The following is a 16,988-nucleotide window of genomic DNA, read 5'->3' on the forward strand; positions in this document are numbered from 1 at the left end:
TCTCCTTGGCTGGTTGATCACGCAGTCTGTTCGGCGCCGCCGGCCTTGCCGATGGGTGCGCCATTATGGGTGACGGCGACCTTGGCCGGGGCCTCGCCCCGGGACGTCGACGTCGAAAGGGCCGAGAACTTCTCCCGCTTCAGTCGCACCTGGATCATGTGCGGACAGCGGTGGTCGTCGTGGTAGAGTTCCTGGCAGTGCATGCAGTAGATGCACTCGTTGACGTTGATCTGCCCCTCCGGATGAATCGACTGGACGGGACATTCCTTGGCGCAACGCTGGCAGGGCGAACCGCATTCGGGATAGCGCTTCAGCCATTCGAACATGCGGATGCGGCCGGGGATGGCGAGTGCGGCGCCGAGCGGGCAGAGATAACGGCAGTAGAAGCGCTCGATGAACAGGCCGGCCGACAGCATGGTGAGCGCGAAGATGACGAAGGGCCATTCGCGGGCGAATTTCAGCACGATCGCGGTCTTGAACGGCTCGACCTCCGAGAACATCTCGGCGAGCGCCAGCGAATAGAGCGACAGACCGAACAGGGCGAGGAAGATGATGTACTTGATCGGCCAAAGGCGTTCGTGCAGGCCCCAGGGCAGGCGGATCTGCGGCACCTTCAGCCATTGCGCGACATTGTTGGTCAGTTCCTGGAGTGCGCCGAAGGGGCAGAGCCAGCCGCAGAACGGTCCGCGGCCCCAGAACAGCAGTCCCGCAGCGACCGAGGCCCAGAGAATGAAGATCAGCGGCGCCGACAGGAAGAACTCCCAGTTGAAGCCGGTCATCAGCGAGTTGGCGAAGGTCAGCACGTTGACCACCGACAACTGGGCATTGGCGTACCAGCCGAGCCAGACGAGCGTGAACAGGAGATAGCCGCGGCGAACCCAGGCAAACAGCCTTGGACGCTTCACCAGCCAGTCCTGGAAGAAGAAGATACCGGTCAGCACGAGGAGCGCTGCAATGGTGATGCCGATGTTGATGCGGTTCATGTCCCAGATGCGCATCCAGAGCGGCTGGCCGTCGGCGATCTGCTGGTCCGTCAGCCTGTCGCCGCCGGGAGCCGGCGCCTGATCGGCACCTGGCGCCGGAACGGCCGTGGCCTGGGGCGCCGCCGGTGCTGGGAGCTTCTCGACGGTCACATATTTGTCGGGCAGGATGTAGGACAGGTTGTAGGGCAGGACCGCCTTGTTGCGCCCCTCGGCGCTGCGCTGCACCAGCATCTGCAATTCGAAGGGCTGGGTGACGTCGAAGGCGAATTCGGACGGCACCACGAACAGCGCGATTTCGCGCAGGCGCGGCGCGCCGTCGGCGGCAAGGGCGGGAATGCGGGTATGGTCCCGGTCGCGGAAGCGCACGCCCTGGCCGCTCTGCAGCAGCTCGATCCGGTCGAAGATGCCGCCGCGCACATAGCCCGAGCCCTTGAACGAATAGGCGCCTTCGCCGGCGACGAGAATGGCCGACTGCCCGGGCTTCAGCTTGTGGACCAGACGGTCGTAGGCGGCGTCGCCGAGCAGGGACCGGCCGATCGTTGGAACGCTGACGGGCGCGAGATAGAGGTCGATGAAGCGGTCCTGTGGCGTCTTCGTCTCCGGCTTGTCGGCCGAGATCGTCTGTCCCGCCTGGCGGAAGGCGTCGGAGACCTCGCCCACGGTCATGCGCAGGCTGCGCACCGAGCCGTCGCCGAGCAGCGTCTGCCAGTTGGCGGTTTCGGTCTTCGACAGGTCGAGCTTGCGAATTTCGGTCGCGGCCGCCACGCCGGTCGCCAGGTCCACGCCGAGGCGATTGCTGCGAATGAGCTGGACGGCGGCACGCGATACGCTGTCGCCCATGACCAGCACGGTGACAGTTGCGCCGCTGACGATGTCGACCTGCGGTGGGCGCTCGGCGCCCGAGGCGACGCGGCCCATGTCCTTGTCGATCAGGGCATTCATGGAGGCGACGACCTTTTCCTCCGGAATGCCGATCAGGACGATCGGCTCCTTGTGGTCGACCAGCTTGAAGCCGCGGATCACGCCCTTTGGATCGATGCCGACGACGATATGGATCGGCTTGCCCGAATAGCCGATGGCGCTGGAGAAGTCGGAATTGAGATAGGCATAGCCAAGCAGTTCGTCGCCGCGCATGACCGGCGCGATCGCCGGATCGCCGCTCAGGTCGCCGAATCGGTCGGCTCCGTCGAAAAGCTCGCCGGGCTCGACCTTTTCCAGATAGGCGCCGAGCTGGCCGGCCGTATGGCCGGGAGATGCGAAGGCGAAGACCGCCATGATGGCGACCAGCAGGACCGCAAACCGGGTCAGAAGCGAACGGATGCGGTGCTGAAGTGTCGCGCTCTCTATCATCGGCCTCGTCTTTTTATGGGATCTGCTCGTGGCGTAACGCGGTGTTTATGCAGTCTAATGTAAAAACTCTTTGATTCAAAACAAATATAGAGAAGGTATCTTTTGTGCATGATATGCAGGCTGAGCGAGACGAGAGCGAAGCGGGGGAGTGCCATGACGGACATCAGAGATGAGCCATGGGCCGTCGAATCAATGGATGCGCTGCTGGCGCTCGCCCGGGCGATGGAGCAGGAGGCGATCACCGGCTATGTGGCGCTTGCCGAGCGCATGCGACACGAGGGCCGTCCGGATCTCGCGGCCGTCTTCGAGGTCCTGACGGCGGAGGAGGAGGGGCATCTCGGCAATGTCGACCGCTGGATCGCGCAGTCGGACGTCGCCATCCCGCCCGCGGTCGCCCTGCATGAGCCGATGTTCGACGACGAAGGCACCGCGCTCGTGGCGCCGGAGTTGCTCAATTCCTACCGTGCCTTTTCCATGGCGGTTCGCAACGAGGAACGTGCCTTCGTCTTGTGGACCTATGTGTCGGCGCATGCGCCGTCCGAGGAGATCCGCCAGGCGGCGGAGCGCATGGCGAGGGAGGAACTGGGCCATGTCGCGACGCTCAGGCGCGAGCGGCGCCGGGCCTTCCACGATCTGCGCCGCTCCGGCGTGAGGCCGGTGCGCGGCGAGATCGCCGCCCTTGAGCTTCGCCTTTCGGACCACCTGGAGGGACGTGCGATCCGGGCGACGGCCAAGGATGCGGGGCGGTTTCGCGATCTGGCTGTGGAGGCGCAGGCGCGCAGTGCAGCCGCTGCCGCACACCCCTTCGGACCGACGCCTGTGCTCGACCTCGTGCCGGAGAGCGTGGAGGCGCGGCCGGTGCCGTTGTGTGAACTGTTGCTCGACTGCTATCTCGACCTGGCCGAGCGCGAAAAGGACGAGGACTCCCGACTGCGGGCCCAGGCTTGTGCAGGCGGGCTGATCGCTTGTCTCCACGCGGTCAGGACCTAGGCTGCCACCAAGAGCGGCCGGACGCAGCGGCTGTCCAGATCCATCTGCGGCGGATGGCGAAGTCTCATGCCGCTCTGGAGAAACCGAAATCCTCTGGCGTCAAGGTCAGTTCGGCCAGCGTATGGCGATCGAGAACGTTCAGGAAGGCGCCAAGCGCCTCGCCGAGCACCCCGCGCAGCCGGCATCCCCTGGTGATGCGGCACTTGTTGCCCGGTCCCATGCATTCGACGACTGCAAAATCGGATTCCGTGGCCCGAACCAGATCGCCGATGGTGATGGATTCGGCCGGTCGCGCCAAGGAAAGGCCGCCGGAGCGCCCGCGCGAAGCCTTGAGGAAGCCTTCACGAACCAGCAATTGCGCGACCTTCATCAGGTGGGCACGGGAGATGTCATAGGCTTTTGCGGTTTCTTCGATGGTGATGCGCCGATCAGCGTGGGTGGCGGCCATCATCATCAGCCGCAGACCATAGTCGGAAAAGCGCGTCAGCTGCATTGAGAAGTCTGTGCCATTCGTCATCACGTCGTCACAGGATTGTGCCGCGCAACAAATATATATTATTCGCTATTCTTTCTTGTCAATTGCTGCGCGAAAAACCGTGTAGGTGCCGGTGTCTTGCGATCGGTCGATCGGCAACCCGCATTCCCTGCTCAGCGAAGTGCGGCATGTGCGAAAGGTGAACATGTGAGGTCCTTGGCAAGACCTGGTTAAGGTTTTCTTTCTATTAACGGGACTGGTGTGACAGCTTGTTTGATGGTCTGGCGTAACATGCAATTTCCCCCCTTCCGTATCTCGGTTTCCAATCCCAGCAATGTCGATCCCGATAGCGATCAGGCGCATGCGGCACTGCGTGCCGATACGGCCGGTGCCGATGCCCGGCCGCCGGCGCAGCCGGTCCCCGATGCCGTGATTCTGGACCCGGAAAAGCTTCCTGTCTGGCAGCGGGCCTTCATCCTGGGACCGAACGTGCGCTTCGGGCGGACGCCCGGCCCGGCCGTTCTGAAGGGAGAGTCCGTGGAGGCCGCGGCCCAGCAAGGGTCGGCCGGTCCCAAGGCGCCGGCCGGTCCGGCCGCTCCCGGGACCGATGCCGACATCCAGACAGTCCCATCGGCCAACTATGTCATCGGGCGCAGCAATCCGGTGTTTGCGCCGCCGGCCAAGATCGACGGCTCGCCCGTCGGGGATCTGCAGCGGCAGATCGCCGAAGCGCTCTCGCAGGGACCTGAGGCAATCGACTCTCGCCAAACCGTGCCCGCTGAAAGGCATCTGGCGCCGGGGCTTGTCCTGCCGCCCCGCACGGGAGCGCCGCTGAGGGTGCCGCCGCGGGCGCCCCGTGAACCGCTGCGCGCCGAGACGCCCCCGCCGATCGCCCGGAACCCGGTCCGGTCGGCGGCCGTCACCCAGACCGCGACCGTCTCGCCACCCGTTGCCGAGCGTCCCGCTGCTGCCATGGTGCCGGCAGCGCCTGCTGTCGGGATCGAGACGAAGGCGGAGGTTGCCGCCACTCAAGCGCCCGTCCGGCCTGCGCCGCCGCAATCGCCTGCCGCATCGGCACGTCCGTTCACGGTCATTCCCGATCACCTGCTCTGGGAAATGATGAGCCTCGGCGCCTCGGAGGCGGCAGAACCGCGCGCCGTATCGCGCGTCACGAGAACGCCGCCGGTGCCGCAGCCCGCTCCCGTTCCGGCCGCCCCGACTGTCGCGCCCGTCATTGCGACGGTGGTGCGGATGGCGCCGCCTTCCGGTTCGGTCGCTGTTCCAACGCCCGTGCCGGCGCCGAAGTCTTTTTCGCCCATCAGCAATCTTCCCGCGGTGGAAGCTCCCTCGGCCGTCCACCTGTACCGGCATGTCGAGCTGCGCCGTCCGGCTCAGCCGACGGTCCCGGCCCCGGTTGCGGACACCGCGCCCGTCGCGGTCGAAACCGTTGAGGAGAGCGCCGTTTCGAAAGCCGTTGCCCCGATGGACGCTGCCTTTGTCCGCTCGGCCGCAAGGCGCGCGCCGGGGCCGCTGTCCTTCATCCAGACGGAGGACTATCTGTTCCCCTCCGTCGAACTGCTGCAGGCCGCCGGCCCGCGCCAGGCCGGCATGATGAGCCAGGAGGCGCTTGAACAGAGCGCGGGGCTGCTGGAGAGCATTCTCGAGGATTTCGGGGTCAAGGGCGAGATCATCGACGTGCGCCCGGGTCCCGTCGTCACCCTCTATGAGTTCGAGCCGGCGCCGGGGGTCAAGTCCTCGCGCGTCATCAATCTGTCGGATGATATCGCCCGCTCCATGTCGGCGCTTTCGGCGCGCGTCGCGGTCGTTCCCGGCCGCAACGTGATCGGCATCGAACTGCCCAATGCCGAGCGCGAAACCGTGTTCCTGCGCGAACTGATCGAGAGCAGCAGCTATGTCGGCACCGACTTCCGCCTGCCGCTCTGCCTCGGCAAGACGATCGGTGGAGAGCCGGTGATCGCCGAACTGGCGAAGATGCCGCATCTGCTCGTCGCCGGCACGACCGGGTCGGGCAAGTCGGTGGCGATCAACACCATGATCCTGTCGCTGATCTACAATCTGCGGCCCGAGGAATGCCGGTTGATCATGGTCGACCCGAAAATGCTGGAGCTCTCCGCCTATGACGGCATTCCGCATCTTCTGACCCCCGTCGTCACCGATCCGAAGAAGGCGGTGCTGGCGCTGAAATGGGCCGTGCGCGAGATGGAGGAGCGCTATCGCAAGATGTCGCGGCTCGGCGTGCGCAATATCGACGGCTTCAACGCCCGCGTGGCGGAAGCCCGCGCCCGGGGCGAGACGATCATGCTCCCCGTTCCCGTCGGCTTCGACAAGGGCACGGGCGAGCCGGTCTTCGAGGACCAGGAACTCGATCTTTCGGCACTGCCCTATATCGTCGTCATCGTCGATGAGATGGCCGACCTGATGATGGTCGCCGGCAAGGAGATCGAAGGGGCGATCCAGCGGCTTGCCCAGATGGCGCGCGCGGCGGGCATCCATCTGATCATGGCGACGCAGCGCCCCTCGGTCGACGTCATTACCGGCACGATCAAGGCCAACTTCCCGACCCGCATCTCCTTCCAGGTGACGTCGAAGATCGACAGCCGCACCATTCTCGGCGAGCAGGGCGCCGAACACCTGCTCGGCCAGGGCGACATGCTGCACATGGTCGGTGGCGGCCGCATTTCCCGCGTGCACGGGCCTTTCGTCTCCGATCATGAGGTGGAGAAGGTCGTCGCGCATCTGAAGACGCAAGGGCAGCCGGCCTATCTCGGCAGTGTCACCGAAGACACCGAAGACGGCGCGTCTGAGGACGAGGACGACACGGCGGTGTTCGACAGCACCGCCATGGGCGGCGAAGCCGATGCCGACGATCTCTACGAGCGGGCGGTCAAGGTGGTCCAGCGCGACAAGAAGTGCTCGACCTCCTACATCCAGCGGCGCCTGTCGATCGGATACAACCGCGCCGCCTCCCTGGTCGAGAGGATGGAGCAGGAAGGGCTGGTCGGCGCGCCGAATCATGTCGGCAAGCGCGAGATCCTCGGCCAGCGGCCGCCGGCGGCCAAGGAGAGCGAAGAGCAGATCGGCTGACGGATACGCCGCGCGCCGGTGTCATTCGGGACGGAGCGCCGGGGTCTGGTCGAGTGGAGACCGGTCGGTCGGCCTTCCGTAGCCGTGCCGCCTGCTCCACGCCTCCAGATCGCCGAACGCCGTCGCTCTTCTCCAGGGTGGTGTCCTGAGTGACTATCGCATCCACATTGCCGGCCCGGCCGCCGCTCCCCTTCCGGTCGGGTGCGCTTGGCATCCAACCGAAATCCGCTAGAGCGTAGATGAGACAAAGGCGGTTCGGCGCGCGAACCGGGAGTGAGGGAGAGATGACGGTGGACAGGAAGAGTGCGGCAAAGGCGGCGAAGGTTGCCAAGGCTGTTCTGGCGCAGAATCCCCATGCCGTGCGCGAACCGCGGGCCAACACGCTGGAAATGGCGATCGGCCACGAGGTGCGCACCTATCGCAAGAAGCTCGGGCTGACGGTGGCCGACCTGGCCTCCGCCACCGGCATGTCGGTCGGCATGCTGTCGAAGATCGAGAACGGCAATATCTCGTCCTCGCTCAACACCCTGCAGTCGCTCTCCACCGCGCTCAGCGTGCCGATCACCGCCTTCTTTCGCGGCTATGAGGAGCCGAAGAGCGCCAGCTTCGTCAAGGCGGGCGAGGGCGTGGACATCGAGCGGCGCGGCACGCGCGCCGGCCACCACTACAGTCTGCTCGGCCATATCGAGAACAACACGTCGGGCGTGGCGGTGGAGCCCTATCTCATCACGCTCAACGCGGAATCGGACATCTTCCCGACCTTCCAGCACGAGGGCATGGAGTTCCTCTACATGCTGGAAGGCGAGGTGGTCTATCGCCATGGCGAGAGCCTCTATCGGATGCAGCCGGGCGACAGCCTGTTCTTCGACGCGGATGCGCCGCACGGGCCCGAGGAACTGGTCAAGCTGCCGGCCCGATATCTGTCCATCATCTCTTACCCGCAGCAGGGATAATTGCCTTACAGGAATATTTTATTCTTTTTGATTGATTTTTGCGGGGCTGGCTGTTACCCATGACTCCATCGAGAAAATGGAGATGGCAGCCATGTGCGGCATTGTTGGTTTGTTCCTGAAGGACAAGAGTCTGGAGCCCCAGCTGGGGGCTCTGCTTTCGGACATGTTGATCACCATGACCGACCGGGGGCCGGATTCGGCCGGCATTGCCATCTATGGCGACCCGGCTGCCGGCAAGGCGAAGGTGACCGTCCAGTCGGCGGACCCCAAGAGCGATTTCGACGGTCTCGAAACTGCGCTCCACAAGGCCGGCGTCCCGGCCTCCGTCGTGGTCAAGAGCACCCATGCGGTGATCGAGATCGATGCGGCGCAGCTTGCCGAAATCCGTGCCGTGCTCGCGGAGCTCCGCCCGGATGTTCGGGTGATGGGATCCGGCGAAAGCGTCGAGATCTTCAAGGAGATCGGTCTGCCCAAGGATGTCGTCGCACGCTTCGATGTGCGCGCCATGGGCGGCACGCACGGCATCGGCCATACCCGCATGGCGACTGAAAGTGCGGTCACCACGCTCGGCGCCCACCCGTTCTCCACCGGCGCCGACCAGTGCCTCGTACACAACGGCTCGCTGTCCAACCACAACAACCTGCGCCGCGAACTGATCCGCGAGGGCGTGACCTTCGAGACGCAGAACGACTCGGAAGTCGCGGCCGCCTACCTGACCGCGGAAATGGCCAAGGGCAAGGATCTGGGCCAGGCGCTGACCGGCGCGCTGGATGATCTCGACGGCTTCTTCACCTTCGTCGTCGGCACCAAGTCGGGTTTCGGCGTGGTGCGCGACCCGATCGCCTGCAAGCCGGCGGTGATGGCCGAGACGGACCAGTATGTCGCCTTCGGCTCGGAATATCGCGCGCTGGTCAACCTGCCGGGCATCGAGAACGCCCGGGTCTGGGAGCCCGAGCCCGCCACCGTCTATTTCTGGGATCACGAGAAGGCCGCCTGAGGCGTCCGTCCTTCACGAAGAAAGTCCGAACTCCATGCCTGTATTCGATCTCTCCCAAACCCCGCTCCGGGAACTCAACAGCGCCCTCCACAATCTCGGTTCCGGCGCCAACGACACCGCCTTCGAGGTCGTCAATCCGCGCGGCAGCCATGCGGTTGCCGTCGGTATCGACAGCCCCGTCACCGTCGAGGTGCGCGGCTCGGTCGGCTACTACTGCGCCGGCATGAACGACGGCGGCACGATCACCGTGCACGGTTCGGCCGGGCCGGGGGTCGCTGAAAACATGATGTCCGGCACGGTCGTAATTGAGGGCGATGCCAGCCAGTATGCCGGGGCCACCGGACAGGGCGGCCTGCTCGTCATCAAGGGCAATGCGGCGTCGCGCTGCGGCATCTCGATGAAGGGTATCGACATCGTCGTACACGGCTCGATCGGCCACATGTCGGCCTTCATGGGTCAGTCCGGCCATCTCGTCGTACTCGGCGACGCCGGCGAAGCACTCGGCGACAGCCTGTATGAGGCCAAGCTCTTCGTGCGCGGCACGGTCAAGAGCCTCGGCGCCGACTGCATCGAAAAGGCGATGAAGCCCAAGCATCTCGAAAAGCTTGCCGAACTCCTGGAGAGGGCCGGCGTCACGGACGTCAGACCGGAGGAGTTCAAGCGCTACGGTTCGGCCCGCAAGCTCTACAATTTCAACATCGACAATGCAGAAGCCTATTGAGGCGAGGGGCCAGCAGATGAGCTACCACAATCCGACGACCCCGCCGCGCAAGTCCGCTACCTTCGACGACTATACGCTGGCTGAAATCCGCCGCGCTGCCGCCACCGGCATCTATGACATCCGTGGTGGCGGCACCAAGCGCAAGGTTCCGCATTTCGACGACCTGCTCTTCCTCGGCGCGTCGATTTCGCGTTATCCGCTCGAAGGCTATCGCGAGAAGTGCGACACCTCCGTCGTGCTCGGCACGCGCTTCGCCAAGAAGCCGATCGAACTGAAGATCCCGATCACCATTGCCGGCATGAGTTTCGGCGCGCTTTCCGGCAATGCCAAGGAAGCACTCGGCCGCGGCGCGACGCTCGCCGGCACGTCCACCACCACCGGCGACGGCGGCATGACCAACGAGGAGCGTGGCCATTCGGAGAAGCTGGTCTACCAGTATCTGCCGTCGCGCTACGGTATGAACCCGAAGGACCTGCGGCGGGCGGATGCCATCGAAGTCGTGGTCGGCCAGGGCGCCAAGCCCGGCGGCGGCGGCATGCTGCTCGGGCAGAAGATTTCCGACCGCGTGGCGCAGATGCGCAACCTGCCGAAGGGCATCGACCAGCGCTCGGCCTGCCGCCATCCCGACTGGACCGGCCCGGACGACCTGGAAATCAAGATTCTCGAACTGCGCGAGATCACCGACTGGGAAAAGCCGATCTATGTGAAGGTCGGCGGTGCGCGCCCTTATTACGACACGGCGCTTGCCGTGAAGGCCGGCGCCGACGTCGTGGTGCTCGACGGCATGCAGGGCGGAACGGCGGCAACCCAGGACGTCTTCATCGAGAATGTCGGGATGCCAACGCTCGCCTGCATTCGCCCGGCCGTCCAGGCGCTTCAGGACCTCGGCATGCACCGCAAGGTGCAGCTCATCGTCTCCGGCGGCATCCGCTCCGGCGCGGACGTCGCCAAGGCGCTGGCGCTCGGTGCCGACGTTGTCTCGATCGGCACGGCAGCACTCGTTGCCATCGGCGACAACGACCCGCATTGGGAAGAGGAATACCAGAAGCTCGGCTCCACCGCCGGCGCCTATGACGACTGGCACGAGGGCAGGGACCCGGCCGGCATCACGACGCAGGATCCGGAGCTTGCCAAGCGTCTCGACCCGGTGCTCGCAGGGCGCCGTCTCGCCAACTATCTCAAGGTCATGACGCTCGAGGCTCAGACGATCGCGCGCGCCTGCGGCAAGAACAAGCTGCACAATCTGGAGCCGGAGGATCTCTGCGCGCTCACCATGGAAGCCGCCGCGATGGCCCAGGTGCCGCTCGCCGGCACCAGCTGGTATCCCGGCAAGGGAGGTTTCTAATCACTGCATGGCCGCCCCACCTCCCAGGGGGCGGCCATTTTCCTTCAACATGTGTCTCAATCCAAAAAACTATAGGGGAACGACGTGACACAGGACCTTTCACAATTCGCCGCCGCGCGCGGCATCAAGTATTTCATGATCAGCTATACGGACCTGTTCGGCGCCCAGCGCGCCAAGCTGGTGCCCGCCGAAGCGATTGCCGACATGCAGAAGGACGGGGCGGGCTTTGCCGGTTTCGCCACCTGGCTCGACCTGACGCCGGCCCATCCCGACCTGTTCGCCGTGCCGGATGCATCATCCGTCATCCAGCTGCCGTGGAAGAAGGACGTCGCCTGGGTCGCGGCGGACTGCGTCATGGAGGACAAGCCGGTCGAACAGGCGCCGCGCGTGGTGCTCAAAAAGCTCGTCGCGGAGGCTGCCGAGATGGGACTTCGGGTGAAGACCGGCGTCGAGCCGGAATTCTTCCTGATCTCCGCCGACGGCGAGACAATCTCCGACGAATTCGATAATGCCGAGAAGCCCTGCTACGACCAGCAGGCACTGATGCGTCGCTACGACGTGATCGCCGAAATTTGCGACTACATGCTGGAACTCGGCTGGAAGCCCTACCAGAACGACCATGAGGACGCGAACGGCCAGTTCGAGATGAACTGGGAATATGACGACGCGCTGAAGACCGCCGACAAGCATTCCTTCTTCAAGTTCATGGTGAAGTCGGTCGCCGAGAAGTACGGGCTTCGCGCCACCTTCATGCCTAAGCCCTTCAAGGGGCTGACCGGCAATGGCTGCCATGCGCATATCTCGGTCTGGGACATCGACGGCAAGACCAATGCCTTTGCCGACAAGGCCATGCCGTTCGGCCTCTCGGCCAAGGGCAAGACCTTCCTCGGCGGCATCATGAAGCATGCCTCGGCACTGGCCGCCGTCACCAACCCCACGGTCAATTCCTACAAGCGCATCAATGCCCCGCGCACGATCTCCGGCGCGACCTGGGCACCGAATACCGTCACCTGGACCGGCAACAACCGCACGCACATGGTGCGCGTTCCGGGACCCGGCCGCTTCGAACTTCGCCTGCCCGACGGCGCGGTCAACCCCTACCTGCTGCAGGCGATCATCATCGCGGCGGGCCTGAGCGGCTTGAAGAGCGATGCCGATCCGGGGCCGCATCACGATATCGACATGTACCGTGACGGCCACATGGTGAAGGACGCGCCGAAGCTGCCGCTCAACCTTCTCGACGCACTGCGCGCCTATGAGGAGGACAAGGGTCTGCAAGCCGCGCTCGGCACCGATTTCTCGGCGGCCTATCTGAAGCTCAAGCACGGCGAATGGAACACCTACTGCTCCCAGTTCACCGCCTGGGAACATCAGACCACACTCGACATCTGAGTCCCCGATCCATTCGTGACCGCTGAAGGGGGCGGCCGGGCGTGCAAGCGTCTTGCCGCCGCGACAGCGTGTCAATGAACCGCCGACACCGCCTGAACCACGACGGCGGCTCACCGGTCTGTATTGCGGACTTTGAAAACCTATCGCCAACGGTGTCGGGTCCTGCCGATCCGACACCTGAGCGACCCCACACTCTCAAGGAGGATCTGTCGTGACGAATTTCGTACTGACCGTTAGCTGCAAGTCGACCCGCGGCATCGTTGCTGCGCTTTCCGGCTATCTGGCGGAACAGGGCTGCAACATCGTCGACAGCTCGCAGTTCGACGATCTCGACACCGGCAGGTTCTTCATGCGCATCAGCTTCCTCTCCGAGGAGGGCAAAGGTCTCGATGCGCTGGAGGAAGGTTTGAAGCCGATTGCCGACAGGTTCGAGATGAAGACCGAAATCCACGACGGCGGCGAGCGCATGAAGGTGTTGCTGATGGTGTCGCGCTTCGGTCACTGCCTCAACGACCTGCTCTATCGCTGGAAGATCGGCGCCTTGCCGATCGACATCGTCGGCGTGGTTTCGAACCATTTCGACTACCAGAAGGTGGTCGTCAATCACGACATTCCCTTCCACCACATTCCGGTGACCAAGGAGAACAAGGTGCGGGCCGAGGCGCGTATCATGGATGTCGTGGAGCAGACCGGCGCCGAGCTGATCGTGCTTGCCCGCTACATGCAGGTTCTCTCCGATGTGATGTGCAACAGGATGTCCGGCAGGATCATCAACATCCACCATTCGTTCCTGCCGAGCTTCAAGGGCGCCAATCCCTACAAGCAGGCCTATCAGCGCGGCGTGAAGCTGATCGGCGCGACGGCCCACTATGTCACCGCCGATCTCGACGAAGGCCCGATCATCGAACAGGACATTGCGCGCATCACCCATGCGCAGAGTGCCGAGGACTATGTCTCGATCGGGCGTGACGTCGAAAGCCAGGTGCTGGCGCGGGCGATCCATGCGCATATCCACCGCCGTGTCTTCCTCAATGGCAACCGGACCGTCGTCTTCCCGGCGAGCCCAGGCTCCTACGCTTCGGAACGGATGGGATAGGTGGCGACGACCAGGATCATGGGCGCAGCGCAGGTTGCGGCCAGGTTCCGATGTTGACCGACGTCGTGATTGCCGGTCACCGGCCGGCCGCTTTTCCGGCTCCCCATATCTGAACCAGAAGGCAGGAGGCGCTGCCGGGTCTGCCACAGAGGACGGGCCGGCAGTTCCCCACGGACCAAGGCAGGGCCGCATCTGGCGCAGCAATAGCCGCCGAAGGGCGATGAGATTTTCGGATCTTCCGCTGCGATTCTGCAGCGCTTGTGTTTCCTCCTTTGCTGATCTCCGCCTATCCTATTGTAAACCATTGGATAATTGACCCGTTCCTGGGATGGCATGACGATTGCTTCGCCATTGCGTGCCGATCAAACGGATCGGTGCCGTCAGAACCGTCGCTAGAAGCGGTCGAACGGACAGCGGAAACCGCTAGAACCAGAAAGGGAACACAATGACGAAATCTCACGGGCGGGGCCGCGCTTGGCTTTCCCTGGTGTCGGCGGCAGTCGTCGCGGCACCGTCCTTTGCCAGTGCAGCCGAACTGAACATTCTGACCTGGGAGGGTTATGCCGATCAGTCCTTCATTCCGAAATTCGAAGAAGCCTCGGGCTGCAAGACCAATTCGACCTATGTCGGCTCGAATGACGACTTCGCGCCAAAGCTGGCCGCCGGCGGCGGTGTCTACGACATTATCGTGCCGTCCATCGACACCATTGGCCTGATGCGTCAGGCAGGCTTCGTCGAACCGATCGACACCGCGAAGATCGAGGGCTGGGCCGACGTCTATCCGGAATTTTCGGGCGCCAACGACGTCACCGCCGAGGATTCGGTCTGGTCGGTACCGCTCGTCTGGGGTTCGATCTCGCTGATGTACCGCGCCGACAAGGTCGATCCGAAGCCGGATTCGATCGGCGTCCTGTTCGACGAGAAGTACAAGGGCAAGGTCGCCATGTGGGACGACAAGTCGTCGCTCTACTGGACGGCCCGCTTGCTCGGCTATGAAAACGTCTACGATCTGAGCGACGAGCAGCTCGAAGCCGTCAAGCAGAAGCTGATCGCGCAAAAGCCGTTGATCCGCAAGTACTGGGCGACCGCCGGCGAACTGACGGAACTCTACGCCAACCAGGAAGTCTGGGTCTCCAACACCTGGACCGGCCTGCAGAGCAAGGAGGTCAACGCGCTGAACAAGGGTTTCGAAGTCGTCGAATTCACCCCGAAGGAAAAGGCCGAGGGCTGGATGGACTCCATGCAGCTGGTGAAGGACAGCCCGAACACCGATTGCGCCTACAAGTTCTTCTCCTTCATGCTGTCAGCCCAGGGCCAGTGCGGCATCGTCGGGTCGACCGGCTATTTCCCGGTCAACCCGAAGGCCGTTTCCGGCTGCCTGACCGGAGCCGACGCGGAAGCGAAGAAGGTCAACAACATCGAGTTCGTGAAGAGCCTGGTGATGTGGCAGATGCCGACGCGCCTCGACAAGTATCTTGAAGTCTGGAACGCGGTGAAAGCGGCTCCCTGAGGACCGATCAGAGCGACCCCGATCACCGCCGGCCATGCCGGCGGTGATTTCCGCTGTTCATTTTCGACCCGACCAAGGACTTGCCTATGGCGCTGCAACCGATCGTAACCTTGGACAACGTGATGAAGGCCTACGGGACCTTCACCGCGCTCCACAATATCAACCTCGAAATCGGTACGGGCGAGTTCGTCACCCTGCTCGGCCCCTCGGGCTGTGGCAAGACGACGACGCTCAGGCTGATCGGCGGTTTCGAAACCGCCGACAAGGGCCGGATCACGCTGGCCGGATCCGACGTTACCCAGGAGCCGCCTTACCGTCGCGACATCAATACGGTGTTCCAGGACTACGCCCTGTTTCCGCATATGACGGTCGCGGAAAATGTCGGTTACGGCCTGACCGTGCGGGCCAACCGCCAGCCGAAGGAAGAGCGCGTCCGGCGCGTCGGCGAAGCGCTGGCGCTGGTCGGCCTCTCCGACAAGGCGGACCGCATGCCGCAGCAGCTATCCGGCGGCCAGCGCCAGCGCGTCGCCATGGCTCGCGCACTGGTCCGCCAGCCGAAAGTCCTTCTGCTCGACGAGCCGCTGTCCGCCCTCGACGTGAAGCTGCGCGAAGCCATGCAGGTCGAGCTGAAACATCTTCACCAGAAGCTCGGCATCACCTTCCTGATGGTCACCCATGACCAGGAGGAGGCGCTGGTGCTGTCGGATCGCATCGCCGTGATGCAGGGTGGCCGCATTGCCCAGATTGGTTCACCTTCGGAGCTCTACGATCGTCCGGCGAGCCCCTATGTCGCCGACTTCATCGGTGCGGCGAACCTGATCGCCTGCACCTTTGCCGCCCGCGAAGGCGGTCTCGCCAAGGTCAAGCTGCCCGACGGGACGTTGATGTCCGGTGTCGAGGTGCAGCCGGGGCAAAACCTGAAGGACGGCGGCAAGGCGCTGATCGCCATCCGGCCGGAACGCATGCAGGCCGGCCCGACGCCCGCCGGCAATTCCGCGCTCTCGGCCACCGTGGTCAACCAGCTCTTCCATGGCGGGCGTTTCCAGATCGAGTTGCGGATCGACGGCATCGAAGCGCCGATCTTCGTCGACATCGCCCGCAATACGGTCGCGGCCGACGGCAATGTGCCGCAGCCCGGGAACCGCATGGAATTCCACGTCGCGCCGCTGGACGTTCTGGTCTACCGAGCGGAGGACGGCGCATGAAAGCGAGCACCCGCAAGGCCGCCAGTTTCTGGCTGCTCTTTTCCCTGCCGCTGCTCTGGACCTTCGTCTTCCTGATCCTGCCCTATGGGGCGATGGGCATGATGAGCTTCTGGACGCGCCAGTTTCCGCTGTTCGTCCCGGATTTCCAGTGGGGCAACTACGTCCTTCTGTTTTCCGACCCGCAATATCTGACCGTGATCCTCCGGACGCTGAAGATCGCTGCGCTCGTCACCTTCTATTCGGTCGTCCTTGGTTATCCGCTGGCCTATTTCCTCGTCTTCACGATCCGTTCCGAGAAGCTGCGCACGCTGCTCTACATGTGCGTCGTCGTGCCGCTCTGGGTGTCCTATCTCCTGCGTGCCTATACCTGGAAGATCATTCTCGGCACCGACGGGGCGCTGAACTCGGCGCTGCTCTGGCTCGGCCTGGTCAATGAACCGCTCGACATCTTCCTCTACAACCAGGCGGCCATGGTGATCACGCTCACCTATATCTTCATCCCCTTCATGGTGATGCCGATCTTCACGGCGCTCGAACGCATTCCGCCCGCCCTGATCGAGGCCTCCCAGGATCTGGGCGCCGGGCCGTTCGAAACCTTTGTGCGGGTCATCATGCCGCTGTCGACCGCCGGCGTCATCGCCGGCGCGACCATGACCTTCTGCCTGTCCTTCGGCGATTTCGTCGCCCCGGTACTCGTCGGCGGACCGAGCGGCACCATGGTCGCAACCGTACTGCAGAGCCAGTTCGGCGCGGCCCTCAACTGGCCGCTCGGCTCGGCGCTTGCCGTGATCATTTTCACCCTGGTGCTCGTCGTGCTGCAAATTTCCAGCAGGCTCGATCGCGCCGGCCGCGTTTCCATGGGCTGA

At 64.0% G+C, this 16,988-nt stretch carries 13 protein-coding genes; 11 read left to right on the forward strand and 2 right to left on the reverse strand.

Features of this window, described 5'->3' with window-relative positions:
* Positions 1 to 17: 17 nt before the first annotated feature.
* Positions 18 to 2,333, reverse strand: coding sequence for a 4Fe-4S binding protein (locus AC07Y0_RS23345; RefSeq protein WP_498679986.1), 2,316 nt, complete (start codon positions 2,331 to 2,333; stop codon positions 18 to 20).
* A gap of 153 nt (positions 2,334 to 2,486) precedes the next feature.
* Between AC07Y0_RS23345 and AC07Y0_RS23350 the strand changes: the two genes are divergently transcribed.
* Positions 2,487 to 3,323: a ferritin-like domain-containing protein gene (locus AC07Y0_RS23350; protein ID WP_498679987.1), complete on the forward strand. Its 837-nt coding sequence runs from the start codon at positions 2,487 to 2,489 to the stop codon at positions 3,321 to 3,323.
* A 64-nt stretch (positions 3,324 to 3,387) separates the two neighbouring features.
* On the opposite strand, the gene AC07Y0_RS23355 is transcribed toward AC07Y0_RS23350, so the two are convergent.
* Positions 3,388 to 3,816, reverse strand: a complete 429-nt coding sequence (locus AC07Y0_RS23355) for an RrF2 family transcriptional regulator (RefSeq protein WP_498680324.1) — start codon at positions 3,814 to 3,816, stop codon at positions 3,388 to 3,390.
* Positions 3,817 to 4,089: 273 nt separating this feature from the next.
* Here AC07Y0_RS23355 and AC07Y0_RS23360 point away from each other — a divergent pair, with 273 nt between their 5' ends.
* From AC07Y0_RS23360 to AC07Y0_RS23405, 10 genes are all read left to right on the forward strand, one after another.
* Positions 4,090 to 6,903, forward strand: a complete 2,814-nt coding sequence (locus AC07Y0_RS23360; protein WP_498679988.1) for a DNA translocase FtsK — start codon at positions 4,090 to 4,092, stop codon at positions 6,901 to 6,903.
* A gap of 284 nt (positions 6,904 to 7,187) precedes the next feature.
* The gene (locus AC07Y0_RS23365; protein WP_498679989.1) at positions 7,188 to 7,856 is read left to right on the forward strand and encodes a helix-turn-helix domain-containing protein; all 669 of its coding nucleotides are present in this window, start codon (positions 7,188 to 7,190) and stop codon (positions 7,854 to 7,856) included.
* 91 nt (positions 7,857 to 7,947) lie between these two features.
* On the forward strand, positions 7,948 to 8,853 hold the full coding sequence (locus tag AC07Y0_RS23370; RefSeq protein WP_498679990.1) for a class II glutamine amidotransferase: 906 nt from the start codon (positions 7,948 to 7,950) through the stop codon (positions 8,851 to 8,853).
* Positions 8,854 to 8,887: 34 nt separating this feature from the next.
* Entirely contained in the window at positions 8,888 to 9,574 is a 687-nt protein-coding gene (locus tag AC07Y0_RS23375; protein ID WP_498679991.1) for a GltB/FmdC/FwdC-like GXGXG domain-containing protein, read from the forward strand.
* A 16-nt stretch (positions 9,575 to 9,590) separates the two neighbouring features.
* Positions 9,591 to 10,919, forward strand: a complete 1,329-nt coding sequence (locus AC07Y0_RS23380) for an FMN-binding glutamate synthase family protein (protein WP_498679992.1) — start codon at positions 9,591 to 9,593, stop codon at positions 10,917 to 10,919.
* Positions 10,920 to 11,003: 84 nt separating this feature from the next.
* Entirely contained in the window at positions 11,004 to 12,311 is a 1,308-nt protein-coding gene (gene glnT / locus AC07Y0_RS23385) for a type III glutamate--ammonia ligase (protein WP_498679993.1), read from the forward strand.
* Positions 12,312 to 12,522: 211 nt separating this feature from the next.
* A complete protein-coding gene (gene purU / locus AC07Y0_RS23390; protein WP_498679994.1) occupies positions 12,523 to 13,407 on the forward strand; it encodes a formyltetrahydrofolate deformylase in 885 nt (294 codons plus the stop codon).
* 445 nt (positions 13,408 to 13,852) lie between these two features.
* Positions 13,853 to 14,917: an ABC transporter substrate-binding protein gene (locus AC07Y0_RS23395; RefSeq protein ID WP_498679995.1), complete on the forward strand. Its 1,065-nt coding sequence runs from the start codon at positions 13,853 to 13,855 to the stop codon at positions 14,915 to 14,917.
* An 86-nt stretch (positions 14,918 to 15,003) separates the two neighbouring features.
* Positions 15,004 to 16,122, forward strand: coding sequence for an ABC transporter ATP-binding protein (locus AC07Y0_RS23400; protein WP_498679996.1), 1,119 nt, complete (start codon positions 15,004 to 15,006; stop codon positions 16,120 to 16,122).
* Positions 16,119 to 16,988: an ABC transporter permease gene (locus AC07Y0_RS23405; RefSeq protein WP_037173803.1), complete on the forward strand. Its 870-nt coding sequence runs from the start codon at positions 16,119 to 16,121 to the stop codon at positions 16,986 to 16,988. Before AC07Y0_RS23400 ends, AC07Y0_RS23405 begins: the two co-directional genes overlap by 4 nt.

The organism is Allorhizobium sp. GW101-3B10, assembly GCF_059424725.1.

What these genes read in the sequence shown, in the direction of transcription:
- AC07Y0_RS23405 (WP_037173803.1), top strand. Translation starts at nt 16,119, where the DNA reads ATGAAAGCGAGCACCCGCAAGGCCGCCAGTTTCTGGCTGCTCTTTTCC.
- AC07Y0_RS23400 (WP_498679996.1), top strand. Translation starts at nt 15,004, where the DNA reads ATGGCGCTGCAACCGATCGTAACCTTGGACAACGTGATGAAGGCCTAC.
- AC07Y0_RS23355 (WP_498680324.1), bottom strand. Translation starts at nt 3,816, where the DNA reads ATGCAGCTGACGCGCTTTTCCGACTATGGTCTGCGGCTGATGATGATG.
- AC07Y0_RS23380 (WP_498679992.1), top strand. Translation starts at nt 9,591, where the DNA reads ATGAGCTACCACAATCCGACGACCCCGCCGCGCAAGTCCGCTACCTTC.
- AC07Y0_RS23350 (WP_498679987.1), top strand. Translation starts at nt 2,487, where the DNA reads ATGACGGACATCAGAGATGAGCCATGGGCCGTCGAATCAATGGATGCG.
- AC07Y0_RS23365 (WP_498679989.1), top strand. Translation starts at nt 7,188, where the DNA reads ATGACGGTGGACAGGAAGAGTGCGGCAAAGGCGGCGAAGGTTGCCAAG.
- AC07Y0_RS23395 (WP_498679995.1), top strand. Translation starts at nt 13,853, where the DNA reads ATGACGAAATCTCACGGGCGGGGCCGCGCTTGGCTTTCCCTGGTGTCG.
- AC07Y0_RS23360 (WP_498679988.1), top strand. Translation starts at nt 4,090, where the DNA reads ATGCAATTTCCCCCCTTCCGTATCTCGGTTTCCAATCCCAGCAATGTC.
- AC07Y0_RS23345 (WP_498679986.1), bottom strand. Translation starts at nt 2,333, where the DNA reads ATGATAGAGAGCGCGACACTTCAGCACCGCATCCGTTCGCTTCTGACC.
- AC07Y0_RS23370 (WP_498679990.1), top strand. Translation starts at nt 7,948, where the DNA reads ATGTGCGGCATTGTTGGTTTGTTCCTGAAGGACAAGAGTCTGGAGCCC.
- AC07Y0_RS23375 (WP_498679991.1), top strand. Translation starts at nt 8,888, where the DNA reads ATGCCTGTATTCGATCTCTCCCAAACCCCGCTCCGGGAACTCAACAGC.